12 protein-coding genes are annotated in these 20,296 nt (G+C 47.1%); 4 read left to right on the top strand and 8 right to left on the bottom strand.

Annotation, left to right across the window (positions count from 1 at the left end):
- Positions 1 to 145 precede the first annotated feature (145 nt).
- Both J2Z65_RS14590 and J2Z65_RS14585 read right to left on the bottom strand, forming a co-directional pair.
- A complete protein-coding gene (locus tag J2Z65_RS14590) occupies positions 146 to 937 on the bottom strand; it encodes a hypothetical protein (protein WP_167061447.1) in 792 nt (263 codons plus the stop codon).
- 155 nt (positions 938 to 1,092) lie between these two features.
- Positions 1,093 to 1,305, bottom strand: a complete 213-nt coding sequence (locus tag J2Z65_RS14585) for a hypothetical protein (protein ID WP_157323138.1) — start codon at positions 1,303 to 1,305, stop codon at positions 1,093 to 1,095.
- Positions 1,306 to 1,712: 407 nt separating this feature from the next.
- Between J2Z65_RS14585 and J2Z65_RS14580 the strand changes: the two genes are divergently transcribed.
- Positions 1,713 to 3,176, top strand: a complete 1,464-nt coding sequence (locus tag J2Z65_RS14580; RefSeq protein ID WP_167061441.1) for a methyl-accepting chemotaxis protein — start codon at positions 1,713 to 1,715, stop codon at positions 3,174 to 3,176.
- Positions 3,177 to 3,340: 164 nt separating this feature from the next.
- On the opposite strand, the gene J2Z65_RS14575 is transcribed toward J2Z65_RS14580, so the two are convergent.
- The 3 genes from J2Z65_RS14575 to J2Z65_RS14565 form a co-directional block, all read right to left on the bottom strand.
- Complete coding sequence (locus J2Z65_RS14575) at positions 3,341 to 4,774, bottom strand: SpoVR family protein (protein WP_167061438.1); 1,434 nt, start codon at positions 4,772 to 4,774, stop codon at positions 3,341 to 3,343.
- Positions 4,771 to 5,928, bottom strand: a complete 1,158-nt coding sequence (gene yhbH / locus J2Z65_RS14570) for a sporulation protein YhbH (RefSeq protein ID WP_167061435.1) — start codon at positions 5,926 to 5,928, stop codon at positions 4,771 to 4,773. The genes J2Z65_RS14575 and yhbH overlap by 4 nt, the downstream gene beginning before the upstream one ends.
- 323 nt (positions 5,929 to 6,251) lie before the next feature.
- Positions 6,252 to 7,493: a HupE/UreJ family protein gene (locus J2Z65_RS14565; RefSeq protein ID WP_240159818.1), complete on the bottom strand. Its 1,242-nt coding sequence runs from the start codon at positions 7,491 to 7,493 to the stop codon at positions 6,252 to 6,254.
- A 318-nt stretch (positions 7,494 to 7,811) separates the two neighbouring features.
- On the opposite strand from J2Z65_RS14565, the gene J2Z65_RS14560 reads away from it, so the two are divergent.
- From J2Z65_RS14560 to J2Z65_RS14550, 3 genes are all read left to right on the top strand, one after another.
- Positions 7,812 to 14,057 (top strand): S-layer homology domain-containing protein, encoded by a 6,246-nt coding sequence (locus J2Z65_RS14560; RefSeq protein WP_167061432.1) that lies wholly within the window; start codon positions 7,812 to 7,814, stop codon positions 14,055 to 14,057.
- 271 nt (positions 14,058 to 14,328) lie between these two features.
- Positions 14,329 to 15,204, top strand: coding sequence for an ABC transporter ATP-binding protein (locus J2Z65_RS14555; protein WP_167061429.1), 876 nt, complete (start codon positions 14,329 to 14,331; stop codon positions 15,202 to 15,204).
- A 22-nt stretch (positions 15,205 to 15,226) separates the two neighbouring features.
- On the top strand, positions 15,227 to 16,087 hold the full coding sequence (locus J2Z65_RS14550; protein WP_167061426.1) for a (2Fe-2S)-binding protein: 861 nt from the start codon (positions 15,227 to 15,229) through the stop codon (positions 16,085 to 16,087).
- 121 nt (positions 16,088 to 16,208) lie between these two features.
- On the opposite strand, the gene J2Z65_RS14545 is transcribed toward J2Z65_RS14550, so the two are convergent.
- Genes J2Z65_RS14545 through J2Z65_RS14535 form a run of 3 tightly spaced genes read right to left on the bottom strand, consistent with a single transcriptional unit; the run spans position 16,209 to position 20,237 of the window.
- A complete protein-coding gene (locus tag J2Z65_RS14545; RefSeq protein WP_167061422.1) occupies positions 16,209 to 17,285 on the bottom strand; it encodes an aliphatic sulfonate ABC transporter substrate-binding protein in 1,077 nt (358 codons plus the stop codon).
- A gap of 34 nt (positions 17,286 to 17,319) precedes the next feature.
- Positions 17,320 to 18,846: an LLM class flavin-dependent oxidoreductase gene (locus J2Z65_RS14540; protein WP_167061419.1), complete on the bottom strand. Its 1,527-nt coding sequence runs from the start codon at positions 18,844 to 18,846 to the stop codon at positions 17,320 to 17,322.
- A 29-nt stretch (positions 18,847 to 18,875) separates the two neighbouring features.
- Positions 18,876 to 20,237, bottom strand: coding sequence for an LLM class flavin-dependent oxidoreductase (locus tag J2Z65_RS14535; RefSeq protein WP_167061416.1), 1,362 nt, complete (start codon positions 20,235 to 20,237; stop codon positions 18,876 to 18,878).
- Positions 20,238 to 20,296: the final 59 nt, after the last annotated feature.

Below are 20,296 nucleotides of genomic sequence, written 5' to 3'. Positions count from 1 at the left end.
TCTCTCAAGTGCTCACGCACTCTCTCAAGTGCTCACGCACTCTCTCAAGTGCTCACGCACTCTCTCAAGTGCTCACGCACTCTCTCAAGTGCTCACGCACTCTCTCAAGTGCTCATGCCTCTCAAGTACCCCCGCACTCGAGCTCTTACTTCAGCAGCGCAATCATCTGATACACCTCGCGGTGATCGCCGGGAAGCAGGTAATCGGCGACTTTGAGCTGTGAGGAACCGTCGCCGTCAAGGAAGAGGCCGTCCACCAGCTGGCCGTTCCCCACCTGCTCCTGCACAGCTGTGCGGAATTGATCGCCGGTGCATGGCGTCGGGGCAACGACTAAGTACACGTTGTTGTTCCTGTCATAAACAATCCCTGAGCGCATCCGTTTCTCATCGATGACGGGCATCTCCTCCGAAATGGCTTGAGCAGCCCATCCGTCCGGATTCGTCAGTCCCATGCTTACGCCACCCTGCGCCCAATAATGGTCCCGATCCATGACTTTCAGCTCATCGGCGTGTTCAACGACTTGAATCGTGAAGGTTTGTGCCTTCTCGTCCCAGACTAACGTTCCCCGTTTGCGGTCAATATTAAACCAACCGGATCCGTAATCGCCAGGCTGCCCTTTGACAGGGCGGTCGTTGATGACGGCGATGCTTAGCAGATAGCCCTGCCAAAAGAAGCCGCCATTAATCCCGTTTTCTTTCATATCCGTAACATTTGCGGTGATGGCCTTTAGCCCGATATTTTGAGGCAGAGTCCGAATGCTATGGAGGGTAACGCCGTTGTTGGCTTGGACAATTCGATACTCGGATATCGGGAGGTTCGGCGGTTTGACATTGTGATGGAACCCCAAAATAATCGTCCATATGAAACTAGTTATCATAATCAGGATATAGATAAGTAGGGAGGCTGCTTTACTTTTGGCGGGACGGAACGTGGACATAAGGCAACTCCTATTCTCGTAATCATTCAACTCTTTTCTATCAGTCTATGACTATCAAATAGAAATTATGCTTGCTTGCCGCACGAAAAAAGCCCATCTGCATAAGTGAACGAATCACTCGGACAAATGGACTTTACGTCTATGTAAAGCTGATTTTAGAAAATTGGTATTCTAGCTTTATTTCCATCCTTTGCATATAAAATGGCTTCTGAACTAAATAGGTCCACATGCTCTAACGTATGGCCAAGGTTCGTCGTTGTAAATTTGTTATAACGAAGAGCGTTGATCAGAGATGGAATTAGTTTGTGGTCCGTACCAATAAAGTTCACAGAAATCGGTCGCTTGTTAAATAAAATATTCATTCTCAATTTCAACTCATCTCCTGACATGAAAATTATTATCAATTAACTGAGTTCTAAGCGTAACATGACTTGTAAAGGATGTCCGTCGATTATCGTTGTCGGAAAAGCACTACTTTTGTCGTTGTTGGAACGGAGGGGTTGATCAGGTAGTAGTCTCTTCAAGCTATTGATATGTAAGTGTGTTGTCATATAATCTTACATATGATAAAATCATGTCAATTGTTGTCGAATATAGTGGGGGCGAAATTAAGAGAAAACCTCTTCACAACGTCGTGAAGCGCATATTGAGCAATGAAGCTCTGAAAACCTGAAACTAGCAGAAAAGACAAAGTTTTTTTGTCTTGCTTGTTGGGGGTGTTTTAGAGCTTTTTTTATATTCTTTTTATAACAAAATTTCAACGGGGGTGGCTCGAATGAAGGTTTTTCGTTCTTCTGCGAACCAATGGATGGAAGACAAATTGATGGGCATGGCATCTGGTGATTTTAGTATGAAGCTTGCTTCGAAAGGTCGCCAACCTGTTCTGATCGTGGCCTTTAAGAAAGCGATGAGCAGTTTAAAAGCCATGATCCGAGTCGTTAATCGTTCTTCCGAGTATCTGCATTTGAAAATGGTAAATATGAGTGAACAATCGATCGTCATTGCTGATCAGGTGGAGGGTGTTACGAGCACAGTTCGCGAAATAGCCATCGGCATGCAAGATACATCGGAAACCATACAGCAGATGGCTGAGAATATGTCGCAGATTTATCGCGTTATACATAGTTTAGGGCAAAGCAACAGCGAGTTGTTACGAGACGCCAATCTTTTTTCGGAAAAGGTATCAGCGGGTAAACAGGACATTCTGTCTTCGAAGGAACAGATGTTTCGAATATCCAGGGATAGCGCCAGCATTCATGAAGGCATGAAGCAGTTGAACAGCACAATTAGCCAAATTACAGGCATCGTCCATCAGATCAAAGAAATATCCAGACAAACTCAAATGCTGGCGCTGAATGCCAATATCGAGGCTGTTCGCGCCGGTGAACAGGGTAGGGGATTTGCCGTTGTGGCCGGTGAGATTTCCAAGTTGGCTGTACAGACCCAGCAAGCTACGGTCAACATTAACGAGCAGATTATATCTGTAACGGGAAACGCAAACGGGTTAAAAGAAGGGATTGATCAGATGCAGCATGCCGTTGGCACCGGGGTAGCGACAATGGAAGCTTCCATGCAGGAGTATGATGAGATGGCTTTGTTCCTTGATCGTATTTTGGGACAGATGAAAGAAATGGATGGCCGCTTCTTGGTAATGATGGGCAGCAGTTCGTCAATTTCGGATGCCTTGAATCAAACGTCTGCCATGATAGAGGAGGTTGCTGCAGGTTGTGAGGAGGTACTCGCCTCGACGGAGATTCAGCAGCAGTCGATTTACCTGATGAATGATCATATTCAGGAAACGACGCGAGACAGCTTATCGCTTCGTTCTGTGATTTCGCAATTTAAGCTGCCTGATCCCAAAGATGCTCATCACCTTCAAGCGGCAATTGACCGCTGGGTGGAATGCGCACTTGGGATGCGAGCCATCATGGTTGCGATGATTGATTCCAGGGATGCGGATAAAATCCGTTATTGGGATGATCAAAAAGCAGCGAAAGAAATTGAGATGTCACAGTGTCTGGAGCAGCTGGGCAGGCAAACCGTCGATGAAAGAGATCGAACCTATTTTATTGCGCTGAAACAACGCTGGCAGGAATTTAATCGGGTGAAGGAACAAAATGCGAAATGGATGCTGGGTGCGGAATATGAGAAGGCGAAGGATGGATTAACGAATAAAGGGAGACAGTGTTTTAAAGGTGCTATGGACGTTGTAAATGAATGGATGGAGTTGGAGGAATGAAACAACGAATGGTTCATGTTTATTCGCTTCAGGATGGCAGTTATCGAAATAATCCAATCAAATGTTTTTAACGACTTGCAAATATCCATGGACAGGCTGTTCAGTCTTGAATAAATAACAGAAACCGGCCAGATGCGCTCGCGCACTCGGCCGGTTTTTTTCCCTTAAAGAAACCTGCGATGATGCTTCTTACCGTCAAAAGAGAACAAAACCGGTTTCTCTTCCACGACCGTATGCATGTGAATGGACTTGCCCCAGAGCTTGTAAATATAGGGGAGCGTTCGTTCAACGTATTTGAGATCCAATTCGACCCCTTCGTAACAATGCTTCAAATACAACTCGCCGTTGCGTTGGTAATCGCCATCCTCCACTACAATGTAGGGGAAACCGCCGTTGACGCGCGAGGCGAACAATTGATCCCGAGTATGTTCCCATGTTTTATCGGTAATTTTCCACTCTGGACCTTTCTTCTCAAAAATATATAAATCCAGTTCCTCCACCAACGGTTTATTCAAATAATTTCGGATAAAAGAGGTATCGGATTCATACTCGCGCACCTCGAACATTTTGCTCCGGCCTTCCCCTTTCTTACGGCCTTGAATGCGCATTTCCTCTTCGGTCGGATTGTCCCAGTGCTTCTCGATGTCTTCGAAAATTTTGACCCCCAAATAATACGGATTCAGCGTATGTCGGGAGGGAACGACGACGGACGAGTTGAGTTTGGAGTATTCAATTGTTTCTTCTTCGGTCAAATCCATTTCGCGCAATATGCGTTGATGCCAGTACGAAGCCCAGCCTTCGTTCATGATTTTGGTCTCCAACTGCGGCCAGAAATACAGCATCTCATCGCGCAGCATGGTCAGAATATCGCGCTGCCAATCCTCCATATACGGCGCATTCTCCTCGATAAAGAGCAGAATATCCTTTTCGGGCTTTGGCGGGAAGCGTCTGACTTCCTCTTTGTCTGCCGCTGGAGCGGGTTTGTTTTTGGGGTCAAGACTCCATAAGTCTTCATAGCCATAAGTCGCTTCAGAACGAGCAGCAGGGGCTGAGGCTCTGTTGGTTTCTTGACGATTGCGTGCCTGCCTGTAGGAAAGGGTGAGCACAGGATCAATATGCTCTTGAATCGCAAGCACCGCGTCAATGAATTGTTCGACTTCATCAATGCCGTGGTCGATTTCATACTGCCTGATGCGCTCCGCCGTGGCGGACATGCTCTCGACCATGTTACGGTTCGTTTTGGAGAAGCGGACGTTGTTTTTGAAAAAATCACAGTGCGCCAGCACGTGAGCAACGATAAGCTTATTTTGAATGAGCGAGTTGCCATCCAGTAAAAATGCGTAGCAAGGGTCGGAGTTGATGACTAACTCGTAAATTTTGCTTAACCCCAGGTCGTATTGCGTCTTCATGCGGTGAAAATTTTTCCCGAAGCTCCAATGGCTATAACGGGTTGGCATTCCATAAGCCCCAAACGTATAAATAATTTCGGCGGGACAAATTTCGTACCTCATCGGATAGAAGTCGAGCCCAAACCCTTTAGCAATCTCCGTTATCTCATCAATGGCATATTCAAGCTGCTGAATTTCGGATTTACTCACGGAACAGCCACTCCCTCCTGCTTGGTAAAAAAGGTTTTCAACGCTTTGTAAACTTCGCCTTTTTCGCGAATGACATAGTGCAGAAATTTAGGATCGTGAATATGGCGAAAAGCGGACATCAGCGTGGAGCTGCGGTTATATTGATTCACCTCGCCATAACCAAACATATTGCAGCGCTCCATTAATTGGGTGATGAGTTTCACGCAGCGTTCGTTATCCGACGTTAAATTATCTCCATCGGAGAAATGGAAAGGATAAATATTAAACTGCGAGGGCGGGTAGCGTTTATCGATAATATCGATGGCGGTTTGGTACGCCGAGGAGCAGATCGTGCCGCCGCTTTCGCCTTTTGTGAAAAACTCCTCTTCGGTGACCTCTTTGGCTTCCGTATGGTGAGCAATGAACACAATCTCCACGTTCTCGTATTTCGTGCGCAGAAACCGCGTCATCCAGAAGAAGAAGCTGCGTGCGATGTATTTCTCAAAGGATCCCATGGAACCTGACGTATCCATCATTGCAATAATAAGAGCATTCGAGTGCGGCTTCTCGACTTCATCCCACGTTTTGAAACGAAGGTCATCGGGGCTTATATGGTGAATACCCGGCGAATTCGAGCGTGAATTACGGCGCAAATTTTCTATGATGGTGCGTTTTTTATCGATGTTGGACATGATGCCTTTTTTGCGGATGTCGTTGAAAATTACTTCTGTGGTCGTCATGTTGCGCTTCTCTTTTTTCTGTAAATTTGGCAGCTCCAGCTCAGAGAACAGCATCGCTTGCAGCTCCTCCATGCTGACTTCGGCCTCATAATAATCTTCACCAGCCTGGTCGCCCGCACCCTCGCCTTTTCCTGGACCTTGAGCGGGCTGAGGGTCAGTTCCTAACACATCACCCACTTGTGAGTCGCCGTCTCCCTGTCCGACATGTTTCCCTTTGTTAAAGTTATAACGAAAACGGTACTCATCCAGACTCTTGATAGGTACCTTCACGACCTGCTTCCCGTTGGACATAACAATACTTTCATCTGTAACCAAATCAGGGAGGTTCTGTTTAATGGCATCTTTGACCTTCTCTTGGTGTCGGGTTTGATCTTGGTACCCTTTACGGTGCAATGACCAATCCTCACGGGAAACGGTAAATAGGGGTTCTGTCATGTTGACACCTCCTTGGGGGTGATCTTCCTAGGCAAGTAGCAGCTTACCCTTATCGTATGGCATGCACAGAGCAATGATTTAGATGTAAAAAAAAGCTTGTTACTAAATATATTCAAGAGCTTAGTGGATATGTGATGGTAAATGGATTTTATAGGATTGAATAATCGAATCAGTTCAATGGAACTACTATCGTTCGAGAAATTTACTCCTCGGAATCACTAAAAAGTCTGCTTAAACTCCTGCGACTAAGCAGCGGAGATCAAGCAGACTTTTTTTAATTTCTTCTGCCCCCCTCATATACACGGAAGGGGAGCTTACTTTATCTAAAAGAACATTCGTTCAACAAGCCAAATTCCGCCTAATGCTGTAATGACAAGTGAACCAATATTTATTGTGGACCTAAAGAACGATTTCTTCTGTAAGAAGATAAGAATAGGAAGCAAAACGAGTACAAGGCATAATTGAATACATTCAATTCCCACATTAAAACTAATAAGATCCACAGCTAAATGACTTTTCGGTAGATTCATTTCACGCAATATATCAGAGAAGCCGATTCCATGGATGAGACCGAATAAGAAAGTCACGATCCACCGGTTACGCAATTCTTTGCGGAACATATTTTCCAACGCGACATAACAAATACTTAAGGCGATCACAGACTCAACAATGCGTGAAGGAAGGCTGATGAAGCCAAGTACAGCGAGAGTTAATGTAATGCTATGTGCGAGGGTGAAAGCTGTAATAATGGAAGCATATTGTTTAAAACTTTGCTTGCGCAGCAGCAGCGCTAATAGAAACAACATATGGTCGTATCCGGTAAGAATATGATTGATGCCCAGCTTGAAGAAGGAAAACCATGATGATGTTGCTGGATCCGCTGAAGATACCGTTCCTTGATTACTGGTCTGAGCTTGCTGCGTTTGTTGCAACGGTTGGTCTACCTGGGCAGTACCCGCAGAAGTTGAAGGGGCCGGTTGTTGTTGTTGTTGTTGTTGTTGTTGTTCTTCTGCAAGGAGAGTGGTCCACGTACGGTTCTTTCCTTGTAAAACGGTTTCGCTGACTTGATTGCCATGCCGCGAAGTAAGCAAATTTACATAAGCGGAATCAGATGGGCCGGCGTACAGACCGTCATTGATACTTATCGTTTGTCCTGGTGCAAATGCAGGGTAAGTCAACTCCCAAGTAAGGACCTCCTTGTCCCCCTTCTTGCCGAGCTTCAAATCCGTAAGTTCCGCCTTTTGTTCTCTCCCGTCTTTCTCGAGGACTAAACTATCGTCAATCCATTCTTCTAATCGATGTTTGTTCTTTTCCAGTTCGTCTGCATCCAATAGGCCATTTTTGTTAGCATCTACATCCATACTTTCAATAACTGATAGTACATCGAGTGAAAAGGTGAAGCCCGTTTTGTCTTGTTCAAAAGCAATTGTCGTATAGCTAGCGCTGAGTGCATGAGCGGAGGCGTGAGAACTGAACGCATACAACAAGAAAGCTATTAGTATAGTCATGTTCAGAGTATTTCGAATAGCGCGCTTAAAATTGATATTACATGTTTGGTTAAACAAAGAAGCTCCTCCTCGAAGTTATACATGAAGTATGAAAAATGAATCTGCTATTAAATCATAGTCGACAATCTTCTTCACAGTATTACGCTAATGTAAACTTCAAGTAAAAGCGTTTACAAAGAAAAAACCTTGGGTTAATAATCTCCGTATAATCGCCAAGTAGAATGTTGAAGTGCGCCCATAACAAGATGAAGGGGACAATCATCGTAGAGATTTGATGAGAAATGAGGGCAGAATGATAGGGAAAGATGAAGTTTACGATGCTATTCAACCAGGTGCATGGAATCTAGGTTTTGATGAAAGAGAGGAAATGTATACATGATCGCTTCGTTTAACAAATTGAAGAAATGGACAAGCGTCGGGTTAGCTTCTTGTTTGTTTGTTGGTTCGCTGCTACCAATGAGTGGATTGTCGGTACCCAAGGCTTCCGCGGCCAGTGATCACATTGTGATCAGCCAAGTGAACGGTGGGGGAGGCAATTCGGGGGCAACATATAAAAACGATTTTATTGAGCTTTATAATCCTACGGATGTTGACGTAGATTTGACTGGATGGAGTGTACAATATACCTCATCAGCGGGTACATCATGGGCAGCTACGGTACTTGCAGGCGAAATAAAAGCACATAGTTTTTACTTAATTCAAGAAGCTGCTGGATCCGGTTCACAGCCAAATCTTCCAACCCCGGATGCAACTGGAACCCTCAACATGTCAGGAACTGCAGGGAAAGTGGCATTAGTCAATAAAACAGCCTCCATTACGGGGAAAGCGGATCCCGCTGTGATTGATTTTGTCGGGTTTGGAGGCGCCAATGAATATGAGGGTTCAGCTCCTACAGCTACACTGGGTAATGCCACAAGTGCACAGCGCAAATCAGAGGATGGCAGTAACTCGGCAAACGGTAAAGGTGCTGGTTGGGATACTGATAATAATAATACGGACTTTGTGGTTGGGCCTATCATTCCCCCAAGAAATTCAGAGACTCCGGCAGTTGTAGTTTCCAAGAGCGCACAGCCGATTCCACAACAAATTCAGTTTACCAATCAAGGAATGGTAGGTAGTGTAATAGGAAATAGAGCTTCTGTCACGCCGTCTACATATGTTTCTTTATATTTAAACAATCCGGATACGGCAAGCGTAGCTGTTACAGCTGCTGTATATGCAGATAGTACCGGTAAATTTAATTTAAATTTTGATAATTCTGCTAACCAAACACAAGTGTATCTGACAACCCGGGATGCAGATAAAACAGAGAGCAGCTCCGTTATGATAAAACAGGCTGCAGCCAGTGCGGGGCTAAGCGCTAGCAAACTGAGTTATTACGTTGATGCTGGCTTGGTTGGAAAAGTCGTAGGTGCTGCCGGAGCCGCAGCGGCAAACTCCCAAGTTTATGTATATAACCTTGCTGCAGGAGGCAGCCGTTTTATCTCAACAGCGGATGGCCAAGACCATGCTGTTGCAGGCGCCGACGGTTCCTTCACCTTTACATTCAGCGCTGGGACAGATGATGTTTATGTGTCTCAATTAACGACAAGTGTGAATGGTCTCAACTTAGAAGGTCCATTGACCAAAATCACTAAAGCTGACAATACGGTCGTAACACCGATTAGCAGCTTACGGACAAATGACAGCGCTGGAAAATCAGATAAGATTAATCAAGTATTTACGATCCAAGGCGTTGTTATTGGCAATAACGAAATAACGGCAGCTAACACCTTTTATATGCAAGATAGCACAGGAGGCATCGCTGTATTTGGAGCTTTACCACAAGGCGTTACGGTTGCTCAGGGTGATGTTGTTGCGGTGACAGGTGCTGTTCAATTCTATAATGGTTTAACAGAAATCACACCTACTACGGTAGTCAAAAAGGGGACAGATACGCTCCCGGTTCCTGTGGAATCTACCATTGTTAATTTAATAGACAACACGAAGGCTGAACCGCTGGAAGGCTCGTTGGTTAAATTTACTGGCAAGATTACCGACATCCCAGCTATCTCCGGCAATGGCTATAATGTGACTGTAGCTGATGCGGCAGGGAAGACGATTACACTTAGGGTAACGACCGCAAGCGGCATAAATACCGCATCAGACATCCAAAAAGATGCTACTTATACCTTCACGGGTATCTTCAGTCAATATGATTCCACTTCGCCTTATAACAGCGGATATCAAGTATTCCCAAGATCGGTAGCTGATATCGTAGAGATAAAGGAACTATCGCTAACGCATCAAGCGGTAACTCAAGCTTATATCGATACAGATATTAAGTTCGTGGCTAGCGCTAAAAATGCGAGTTCGGTTACGCTCTATTACAGGGCAACTGGCGGTACTACTTATTCGGCGTTACCAATGACTTCTACAGATCAAAATTCTTATAGCGTCACTTTGCCGGCAGCATCGGTGCCTGCTGGAAGCACTTTTGAATATTATATTGAAGCTAAGGACGCCACTACGGCAAAGCAGTCCGGCTCTCCCAATGCGCCTTATTCCATTTCCGTCGTAGCGGATACATTTGCGCCTCAGTTTCTAGATGAAACGCCGATTCAAGGTACGAAGACAGAGGATAGACAACCATTAATCTCTGTTCAGTATTTTGAACCAAGCGGCCTTGACTTAGCTACTTTAGCTGTAACATTGGATGGTCAATCTGTGCAAGCAACGGCTACAGCCGAGCAAATTCAGCTGCAAATCAATTCAGATCTGGCTATCGGCGATCATACTGTTAACGTAAATGTGAAGGATACCAAAGGGAATGCAGGCACGTATACGTGGACTTTCAGTGTAGTCCCTGTGTTTACTGGAGGCACGCATTACCGAGGTACGACGCATAATCATACCGACATCTCTCACGATGCCGCTGGTACACCGGAAGAAGCCCTATTAGCGGCTAAAGCGCATAATTATGATTTCTTTGCTTTTTCCGACCATTCGCATGACATTGACGCAGCGTTAGTGGGTCAAGATACAGTAGACCATAAAGGATCACCAGAGCGTACGGGGGGTGCCGATTGGCAGCTTACCAAGAATCTAGCAAACCAATATACGAAGAACGATCAATTCGTTGTATTCCCTGCTTTTGAGATGACTTCAACGACTTGGGGACATTCGAACGTTTTTGGAACGCAGAACTTTATTGACCGCAAGCAAAACGCAGGCCAATATCAAGATTTAAGTAAATATTATGCATGGGTGTTGACTTACGACGATGTGGTGGCACAGTTCAATCACCCGGATATGTCGGCTAATGCGTTCAATAATTTCATGCCATACGATCGAAACGTAGATAAATTGTTTACCATGTTAGAAGTCGGGAATGGTTCAGGTCACTACGGTTATGCGAATGCCGAAGGGAAGTTCTTCAAAGCGTTGGATCTTGGATGGCATGTTGCACCAACCTACGGAGAAGATAACCATGATGGTACTTGGGGCCAAACGAATGCTAGAACCGTTATCGTAGCCAATGATCTGTCTCAGGAGTCATTACTTCAATCCATGCGCAATATGCGCGTTTACATGAGTGAAGATCCAAACTTTAGCTTGGATTTCCTTGCCAATGGCAGTTACATGGGCGCAACTGTCAAGGGGAGTACATTGAACTTTACTGTTTCTGGTAAAGACCATGTGGTAGAAGCTAAGACAATGCCTGAGTATAGCTACCTTAGCAACACTTACAAATCGGATGATCGCATTGCCAAAGTAGAATTGATTACGAATGGCAACAAAGTGGTGAGTTCCATTTCGCCGATGTCGACTGATTTTACTTGGAATCCAACTGTGGATATCACTGGCGGTCAACAGTGGTTTGTGGTTAAAGTAACACAAATGGACGGAGAGCGTATTTATTCGGCTCCAATCTGGTCTCAAGTTGTAACAACAGATGTGAAGATCAGCGGTATCAATGTGGTAGGGGACAGTTTAGTTGCAGGAAGCCCATCCACATTGGAAGCAGGTCTTACTAACCTGGGATCGCAAGACCTTTCCAACTTAAATGTTCATTTTTACTATGATACGGTCGATGCTGCGCACTTGATTGGCGATGCTACAGTAGCTTCGATCACATCCAAAGGAACGGCTACAGCCAGAGTGACTTGGACGAATCCGTTGCAGGGAGATCATACATTAATTGCCGTTCTTGATACTCCTCCAGGTGATTCGCCACTCGACAACCAGTTCAACCAATCGGTGACGATTAAGGCATCGTTGGGTATTAAAGTGATGATAGACGCTTCTCACAAAAATGAGAATACAACCTTAGATGCTGGAACTTACAAAGATAACTTGAAAAGTTTCACGAAACAGCTGCAGCAGGAAGGGTATACGGTTGTTGAGAATACGTCTCCTCTTACTTCTGCATCACTAAGCGATGTTAAAGTACTGATGTTTACTCATCCAAGCGTTGCGGTAACTGCGGATGAAAGCGCAGTGATAGCCGCATTTGTGCAAGCTGGGGGATCGCTCCTATTAACTGAGAAAAGTAATAACAGCAGCAATCCAACCATTAGTAATAACTTGCTCCAGCAGTTGGGATCGACGATCCAAGTAAGCAATGATGGTATTTTTGATACGAGTTTGGATGGGAATTTTTGGACGCCGCCGATTGGTACCAATACATTTACTGTTCGACTACATCCTGGAATTGTTAAGAATTATATTACGGATCGATCGCTGACCGTAGAGTATTACAGTGGGGCAAGTCTGGAGAAAGTCGGCCACGAGGCGCTTGTAGATAGCGATAAGGTGACCATATTAGTTAAAGGGAATGAAACAACGTTCCAAGACAAAATTAGCAGCGGCGGATATGCCTATGATACGACGGATGACGGAAGCGGCGGTTCAGCTATACCAGCGATTGCTTCTGAAGAGGTCGGAAACGGGAGAATTATCGTCTCGGGTATGAACGCTTTTAATGACAAGCAAATGGACGAGTCGTATAATGCCAAAGGTAATAATGAGCTGGGCCTGAATGCGATCAATTGGTTGGCTCATCGTGAAACCCGAATTGATACCATTGCTAAAGCCCGCACGATGCCGGATGGAACTCCTGAAGTCATTGAGGGTACAGTAGTGACGGGCTCCAACATCTTCTTCGATGCCTTCTATGTTCAAGATGCTACCGGCGGGATTATGGCCTTTAAGGAATTGCCGGAGAATTCATTGGTTGAAGGCGATACCGTAAGAATTTACGGGCAGATGAAGACTTTTGAAAACAATAAAGAATTAGATTTTAATGCTTTCAATTTAGATGTTATCAAAACAGGTCATACCGACCCCGTTACGCCACGGAAATTAACAACAGATCAGGCTACCTTAGAGGAAAATCAAGGTATGCTGGTAAAAGTTACTGGAAGAGTGGTTTCCAAATTTGATGATAATTCGTACGTGATCAATGATGGAACCGGCCCTGTTCTTGTTTTTACAGATGGATATATTGTGAACCAAAGTGGACCAGTTCCAAGTCTAGCAGTTGGTGATACCCTAGAGGCTGTAGGCTTAGCAAGCAAGAATACAGAGGGAACCCGAATTCGTGTCCGCAATACGAAAGAATTGGTGAAGTTGAGCACTCCAGTGGATGTTGCACCAGCGAATACTGGGGGAGGCGGCGGAGCTGCATTAGCACCGAATACGGAAATCATTTATGCAAACAATGGCGGAACTGTAACCCTGAATGGGGCTAAAATTGCCATACCAGCTGGATCCGTTAATGGAAACATTAGTAACTTCAAGGTTACTGTGAATAAAGTTACGGACACGTCCAGCTTACCGATTGATGCATCATCGAAGCTAATTAGCGATGTCTTTGATATTAGCAAAGATATTGCAGGTGAGTTCAGCAAACCGGTACAAATCACTTTGCCATTCGATAAAAACAAAGTTGATATGGATCAATCATTAATTGGTATTTATTGGTTAAATGAAGAAACGAAAAAATGGATTCCGTTAGATAATCCGCAAGTGGATAGCAGCAACGCTACGGTAACTGGTTCAGTTAATCATTTCACAAAGTTCGCCGTTCTAGTTACTTCCAAACCAGCTATCCCTGTTGCGTTTTCTGACACGAAAGGACACTGGGCGGAAAAAAGCATTATCGAGTTGGTTCAGAAGGGATCTATTAATGGATATCCAGATGGAACCTTTAAACCGAATGAGAACATTACTAGAGCTGAATTCGTTTCGATGATCGTAAAAGCTTTTAACCTCAAAGAGCAAGTCGGTAAAGTATTTGCGGATACAAGCAGCCATTGGGCAAAAAGTTTCATAGCGACAGCCGCATCTCAGGGTATTGTTAATGGTTATACCGATACGACGTTTGGTCCAGATGATTCAATCAGCCGCGAGCAGATGGCCGCAATAATTGTTCGTGCTGCTCAAATCAATTCGGTGGCAGAAGCCACTGCCTATACGGATAATTCGGAGATTTCGGAATGGGCAAAAGCAGCGATTTCTACGGCCAACTCGGCTAGATTAATGAATGGTTACGAGGATGGCACGATAAGACCTAAAGGAAATACAACACGAGCAGAAGCCGCAACTGTCATCCTGAGGGCGTTAACTTTTAAAAAATAAAATATTAATATCCCGAGTCTGTCCCAAATGTCTGTAAAAAGATAATGGGGCGGACTTTTTTTGTTATTTCAGATACGCCTGATTCTGGTTTTCATAAAGGTATACAAATTAGTAATGATAATCATTATCATTTATGGTAGAATGGGCTTTATGAATAGGATGGATGTTATTACATCATCCGAATAAGGTCGTTATCGGCGCTGCATATTTTTGGATTGCAGCTGGCTGCAGCCGTACTTGCGTAAGTTTATCTTGAAAGGAGAACATTCCTATGACTCGTTTGTATACACAGCAAGTAGATATCGCTTACGACGATCGTTTGATCGTCAGCAATCTAAATTTGGCAATACCTGATGCCAAAATTACAGCGCTTGTTGGCGCCAATGGCTCAGGCAAATCCACCATTTTGAAATCGCTCGCGCGAATTATGAAGATAAAAGGCGGTCAGGTATACCTTGACGGTAAGTCCATCCACCAGCGGACAACGAAGGAGGTCGCTCGGGAGCTGGCGATTTTCCCGCAAAATCCGACTGCGCCAGAGGGCTTGACGGTGAGTGAGCTGGTGTCCTACGGAAGATTCCCGCATCAGAAGGGTTTCGGTTCGATGACGAAGGAAGATAAGGAGACGGTCAACTGGGCGATTGAGGTCACCGGCATGACGCCGTTTGCCGATCGTCCGGTGGATCAGTTGTCCGGCGGTCAGCGGCAGCGGGCATGGATTGCGATGGCGTTGGCGCAGCAAACCGACATCCTTTTTCTGGATGAGCCGACGACGTTCCTCGATATGGCGCATCAGTTAGAAGTGCTGAAGCTGCTGCAAAAGCTGAACAAGGAAGAAGGAAGGACCATCATTATGGTCGTTCATGATCTGAATCATGCGACTCATTATGCGCATCATATGGTCGCGATTGTGCAGGGGCAGGTAGTCAGCGAAGGGACACCGGAACAGGTTGTAACCACGCCGGTGCTTCGCGAAGTGTTCGGCATTGAGGCGGATATCGTTAAGGATCCGCGTACGGGTGTGCCGCTTTGTATCCCTTATGACCTTGTCGGCGCAGAGAAAGCGGATGAGCTGACGAAGGAGCAAGGGCGAGGACTAGAACTAGAACTGACTAGAACCACAGTTGCGGCTGGTGAATCCCGCTAAAGAGAAAGAAGGAGGCATGAAAATGAGTTCATCTTTACAGCATGTTATGGCGGAGCAGTTTGGAGTTACGACGGAGTTACATCCGCAGCCGCTATTTACAATAGCAGGCAGTCGTCTCTCGACGGAGTCCGGCATGCAGGAACTGATAAGCGCCTATTCACCGCTGATGAAGGCGCTTGAGCCTGCTGCAGCAGGTGCGTATTTTATCAGCAGACTGAGTGTTTTGAATATGGCTATGCATGAGATGTTGATAAACGATGAGTTGATTGATTTGGCTCCGGAGCTTTGGACGCTGCAAATCTACAAGCACGACAAAGGGCATGCCGAGTTCCGCTATGTACTTCACGAAATTCGGTATCTGGAAGGCCCGCGAGAAGGAGAGCGCAGCGCATGGCGTGAAGAGCTTCTGTGCCATTGGTACGGCACCCACATTCGCCCCATTGTAGAAGCCGCTGCCTTGGCTGCTGACATGGATATCACTCATTTGTGGAAGTTGTTTCCGATTCGGCTTCGATACAGGTTCGACCATTTGAAGGAACAAGCAGGTTGCGAGCGACAACAGCTGCGTATCGAGGAAGAATGGACGTTTGTTACGAAAGAGCTGAGCGGCCAGGTTTTCGGTCGTGCTGGAAATCCGCTTAACGTGAAGTTTATCCACCTGGACTATCCAGGAGCACCGGGTGAGCCAGATAAGCAGATGCGCATGAAGACGGCTTGTTGTATGTTTTACCGCACGGAAGGCGGCCATTATTGTTTCACATGTCCAAGAATGAAGCCTAGTGAACGCGAAGAGCGTAAGGTGCAGATCCGAGAGAAGCTTGCACAAGAAGCAATGGCCAAAGGCTGCTGCGCAATAGATTCTTCGATGGGGGCTCCAAAATAAAGGCTTGTGGTTCCCTCTTGCCCAGCTATTCGCTATGCATTTTACAATGGGAATGAGGGCAGCCCTCAAGCAGATTTATCTGCTTTTGCGGCAGCCCTCAGCCCTAAGCGTAGCTCCTAGCCTACTTCTTTAACGCTTGATCGATGAATTTACTTTCGAGTACTTGTGACGTATCCAGCTTTTTCGTAATAGCGCCGACAGATTGCAGGAAGTCAGCCTGCTCTTGATGTGCCTTGGCAAACTCCGGCGTGATCGAGGAAAGGATCGGGAATGTGTTTTTCAAAACATCGACAACGATGGCTTTGTCCAGCTTTTGGGATTTGGACAGTTCATCGGCAATTTCGTCCTGATGATCGACGTAGTACTTACGGGCTTCTTCGTAGGTTTTGAGGAACAGCACGGTAAGATCCGGATGCTCCTGTGTAAATTTGGTACGGGCAATCAGGAAGGAGGGGGCGTTGATGTTCAGCTTCTCGCCAGTGACCAGAATGGTGGCTCCTGATTGGTACACGGCTGTAGTCGCATAGGGCTCCCAGATGGACCAAGCATCGATGGCGCCGCTGTCGAGAGCAGGTCTGGCTTCATCGGGCTGAAGTTGAATAACTTTCACGTCATCGCCTTTTAGTCCGGCCTTATCGATCGCCATGTACAGGAAGTTATAGGCGCTGCTGCCTTTTGCGACGGCGACCTTCTTGCCTTTGAGATCCTTCAATTCCTTAATGGGGCTGTTTTTCGGCACGATAATCATATTGCCCTTTTTACCGTCGCTTGTCACGGCGATCCCTTTAAAATCAACCCCGCCTACCTGACCTGAAATCAGGGGAGTACCTCCGGTTGCGCCAAAATCAAGCCTTCCGGCAGCAATAGCCTCGAAGTGAGGAGGGCCGCTGGCGAACTCATTCCATTTCACTTCAGCGCCTGCAGCGCTAAAGGCTTTTTCAAAATATCCCTTCTCCCGCGCAAAGTTAAGGACGCCTGTTTTGCCTTGGATGCCGATGTTGACAACGACCTTCTCTTTCGAGGCAGCCGCGGGGGTTGCAGCGGTATTGCTGCCTTGTGCAGCGGATGTGCCGATTGGAGCCGCAGTGCCGGCGTTTGTCGGAGCGCCCGCCGTTTTTGCCCCGCAAGCTGATAGCAGAACCAACGTGATAACCGCCAGGAAAGATAAACTTTGATGGTAAAATGATTTCTTTTTCATACAGACATGACCCCTTCCTAATTGAAGCAAATGATTAATGAGCTGCTTGTGCTGACGCTTGGGTTGGCGTTAATACAGGTGTTGATGCAGACGCAGACGGTGACGGTGACGCTGACGCTGACGCTGACGGTGACGCTGACGGTGACGCTGACGCTGACGCTGACGCTGACGCTGACGCTGACGCTGACGCTGACGGTGACGCTGACGGTGACGCTGTGGGCTTAGCAAAGCGATTCACGGGTTTAGCTAAGCCGAGGTGATCGCGCAAAGTCCGACCCGTATACTCAGAGCGGAATAAGCCGCGGCGCCTAAGCTCAGGGATGACGAGATCAACGAATTCATCCAGCCCGCCGGGCAAGTAGGGAGGCATAATGTTGAAGCCGTCGCAGGCTTCATTCACGAACCACTCCTCCAATTGATCGGCAATTTGGACAGGCGTTCCAGCGATCGTGCGATGTCCTCGGGCGCCGGTTACCCGGTGGATCAACTGGCGAATGGTGAGTTTTTCTCTGCGCGCCATATCCAGCAGAAGCTGGTATCGGCTTTTACCGCCATTAATATCGGTAGCATCCGGTAAATCAGGCAGCGGTCCATCCAGCGGATAGCCGGAAAGATCGACTCTCAGGATATTCTGCACCATCCCCAGTCCGACGGCAGGGAGGACGAGATCTTGGAACTCGGCTTCTTTCCGTTTCGCCTCTTCCTCTGTTTCGCCAATGAAGGGGAGAACACCCGGAAGTATTTTCAACTCATCCGGCGATCGCCCGTAAGCAGGGAGCTGACCTTTGAGGGACGCATAGAAGCTTTGCGCTTCTTCGAGCGTTTGCCATGCAGTGAAAACAACTTCTGCTGTCTGAGCGGCAAAAGCTTGCCCTGTCGTAGAAGAGCCGGCCTGCACAACAACGGGACGACCCTGTACGGAGCGGTGAACGTTCAGCGGGCCGCGAACGGAGAAATGTTCGCCTTGGTGATTGATGGCATGGACTTTACCAGGATCTGCAAACTGGCCGGATGCTTTATCTATGAGGAGTGCGTCATCTTCCCAGCTGTCCCAAAGAGCGGTAACGACATCAACGAATTCCTTCGCCCGTTCATAGCGGAGGGTATGATCCAAGTGATGGTCGCGACCGAAATTTTTGGCCGTGCCTTCCATGCTGGTCGTAACAGCGTTCCAGCCTGCCCGGCCCCCGCTTAAATGATCGAGCGAAGCGAATTTACGTGCAACGTGAAAAGGCTCGCTGTATGTCGTGGACACCGTTCCGACAAGCCCGATTTTCTTGGTGACGGAGGCCAGCGCTGACAGCAGCGTCAACGGCTCTGCCCGAACCGGCAAGGTGTACTGAACAGCTCTGTTCAGCGGCTCAGGAAGCACGGGGATGTCTTCGATAAAAACGAGATCGAATTTGCCGCGTTCCGCCGTCTGCGCGAATTGTTTGTAGAAATCAAGCTTCAAAAGCCCGTTTGTATCTGTCAATGGATAGCGCCAAGCCGCAATATGATGGCCTACGCCAAAAATAAAAGCCCCCAAATGAAGCTGTCTTTGTTTATTGTTCGTTCCCATTGCTCATTCCCCCCAATTCACTGTGCTCATCAGTATCCACTTGCAGAATCAGCTTTTTGAAAGCGGCTTGCAGGTCTTGACAGTCCGAGGTGATCGCGCAAGGTTGTGCCCTCGTATTCGGTTCTGAATAAACCTCTGCGCTGCAGCTCAGGTATGACAAGATCGACGAATTCTTCCAGACCGCCGGGCAAGTAAGGCGGCATGATATTAAAGCCGTCGCATGCGCCGCTTCTGAACCACTCTTCGAGCTGATCGGCAATTTGTACCGGTGTGCCATATATGGTGCGGTGACCACGGGCACCCGTCACACGGTACATGAGCTGGCGGATCGTCAAGCCTTCCCGGCGTGCCATATCGGAGACGAGTTGAAAGCGGCTTTTGCCGCCATTCACCTGCTGCACCTCCGGAAGATCGGGCAGCGGGCCGTCGAGAGGGTAGCCGGTCAAGTCGACATTCAGCGACGCTGAGAGCATGGATAATCCAACGGCAGGCAGCACTTGGGATTGGAGAAGAGCTTCCTTCTCACGGGCTTCTTCTTCGGTTGCGCCAATGACCGGGAATATGCCTGGCATAATCAAGATGTCATTCGGCGATCTGCCGTAAGTAACAGCCAGCTCCTTGACGCTGCGGTAGAAGAGCTGTGCTTCCTCCAGCGTTTGCCAAGCAGTGAAGACAACCTCCGCGGTTTGTGCGGCGAGCTGCTTCCCTGTTTCGGAAGCTCCCGCTTGAATGACAACGGGCCTGCCCTGCGGTGAGCGCGGCAGATTGAGAGGCCCCCTTACGGCGAAAAATTCGCCACGGTGATTGAGTTCATGCACTCTGCTAGGGTCGGCGAAAATGCCTATTTCTTTGTCGGCGACGATGGCGTCATCCTCCCAGCTATCCCACAGGGAGGTGGCGACATCGACGAACTCACGTGCTCGTTCATAACGCTTCTCGTGAGCAGGATGACGCTCTTGACTGAAATTATGAGCCTCTTCATCACGGCCTGATGTCACGACATTCCACGCTGCGCGTCCTCCGCTCAAATGATCCAAGCAGGAGAATTCACGCGCTAAGTTGTACGGCTCATGATAGGTCGTTGATACGGTAGCAGCCAAACCGATACGCTCCGTAACGCCTGCCAGGTAGGAAAGCAGCGTAATCGGCTCAGGCCGAACCGTTACTGTATGTTTGATGTTCGTCTTAAACCGGTCTACGATTGCGAGTGTGTCAGCAAGGAAAATCATATCGAACTTTCCGCGTTCCGCCGTCTTTGCAAAATGCTCATAAAAAGCATGCTGCAAAATCCCTTGCGCATCCGTATCCGGATATCGCCAAGACGCTACGTGATGACCCACTTGAAATAGAAATGCGCCCAAGTGCAGCTGTCGCTGCTTAAGGTTGCTCATTCTTCATCCCTCCATGATTAAACTAAGTATGAGTTGCCCGGGTAAAAAGAAAAGCTCTC

The sequence above is a fragment of the Paenibacillus aceris genome, assembly GCF_017874035.1.
Taxonomy (GTDB): Bacteria; Bacillota; Bacilli; order Paenibacillales; family NBRC-103111; genus Paenibacillus_E; species Paenibacillus_E aceris.
This window is presented reverse-complemented; position numbering and strand designations above follow the sequence as displayed.

Excerpts from the sequence above, each read along its gene's own strand:
- J2Z65_RS14560 (WP_167061432.1), top strand. The coding sequence starts at position 7,812 with ATGATCGCTTCGTTTAACAAATTGAAGAAATGGACAAGCGTCGGGTTA.
- J2Z65_RS14555 (WP_167061429.1), top strand. The coding sequence starts at position 14,329 with ATGACTCGTTTGTATACACAGCAAGTAGATATCGCTTACGACGATCGT.
- J2Z65_RS14590 (WP_167061447.1), bottom strand. The coding sequence starts at position 937 with ATGTCCACGTTCCGTCCCGCCAAAAGTAAAGCAGCCTCCCTACTTATC.
- J2Z65_RS14535 (WP_167061416.1), bottom strand. The coding sequence starts at position 20,237 with ATGAGCAACCTTAAGCAGCGACAGCTGCACTTGGGCGCATTTCTATTT.
- J2Z65_RS14545 (WP_167061422.1), bottom strand. The coding sequence starts at position 17,285 with ATGAAAAAGAAATCATTTTACCATCAAAGTTTATCTTTCCTGGCGGTT.
- J2Z65_RS14540 (WP_167061419.1), bottom strand. The coding sequence starts at position 18,846 with ATGGGAACGAACAATAAACAAAGACAGCTTCATTTGGGGGCTTTTATT.
- J2Z65_RS14550 (WP_167061426.1), top strand. The coding sequence starts at position 15,227 with ATGAGTTCATCTTTACAGCATGTTATGGCGGAGCAGTTTGGAGTTACG.
- yhbH (WP_167061435.1), bottom strand. The coding sequence starts at position 5,928 with ATGACAGAACCCCTATTTACCGTTTCCCGTGAGGATTGGTCATTGCAC.
- J2Z65_RS14580 (WP_167061441.1), top strand. The coding sequence starts at position 1,713 with ATGAAGGTTTTTCGTTCTTCTGCGAACCAATGGATGGAAGACAAATTG.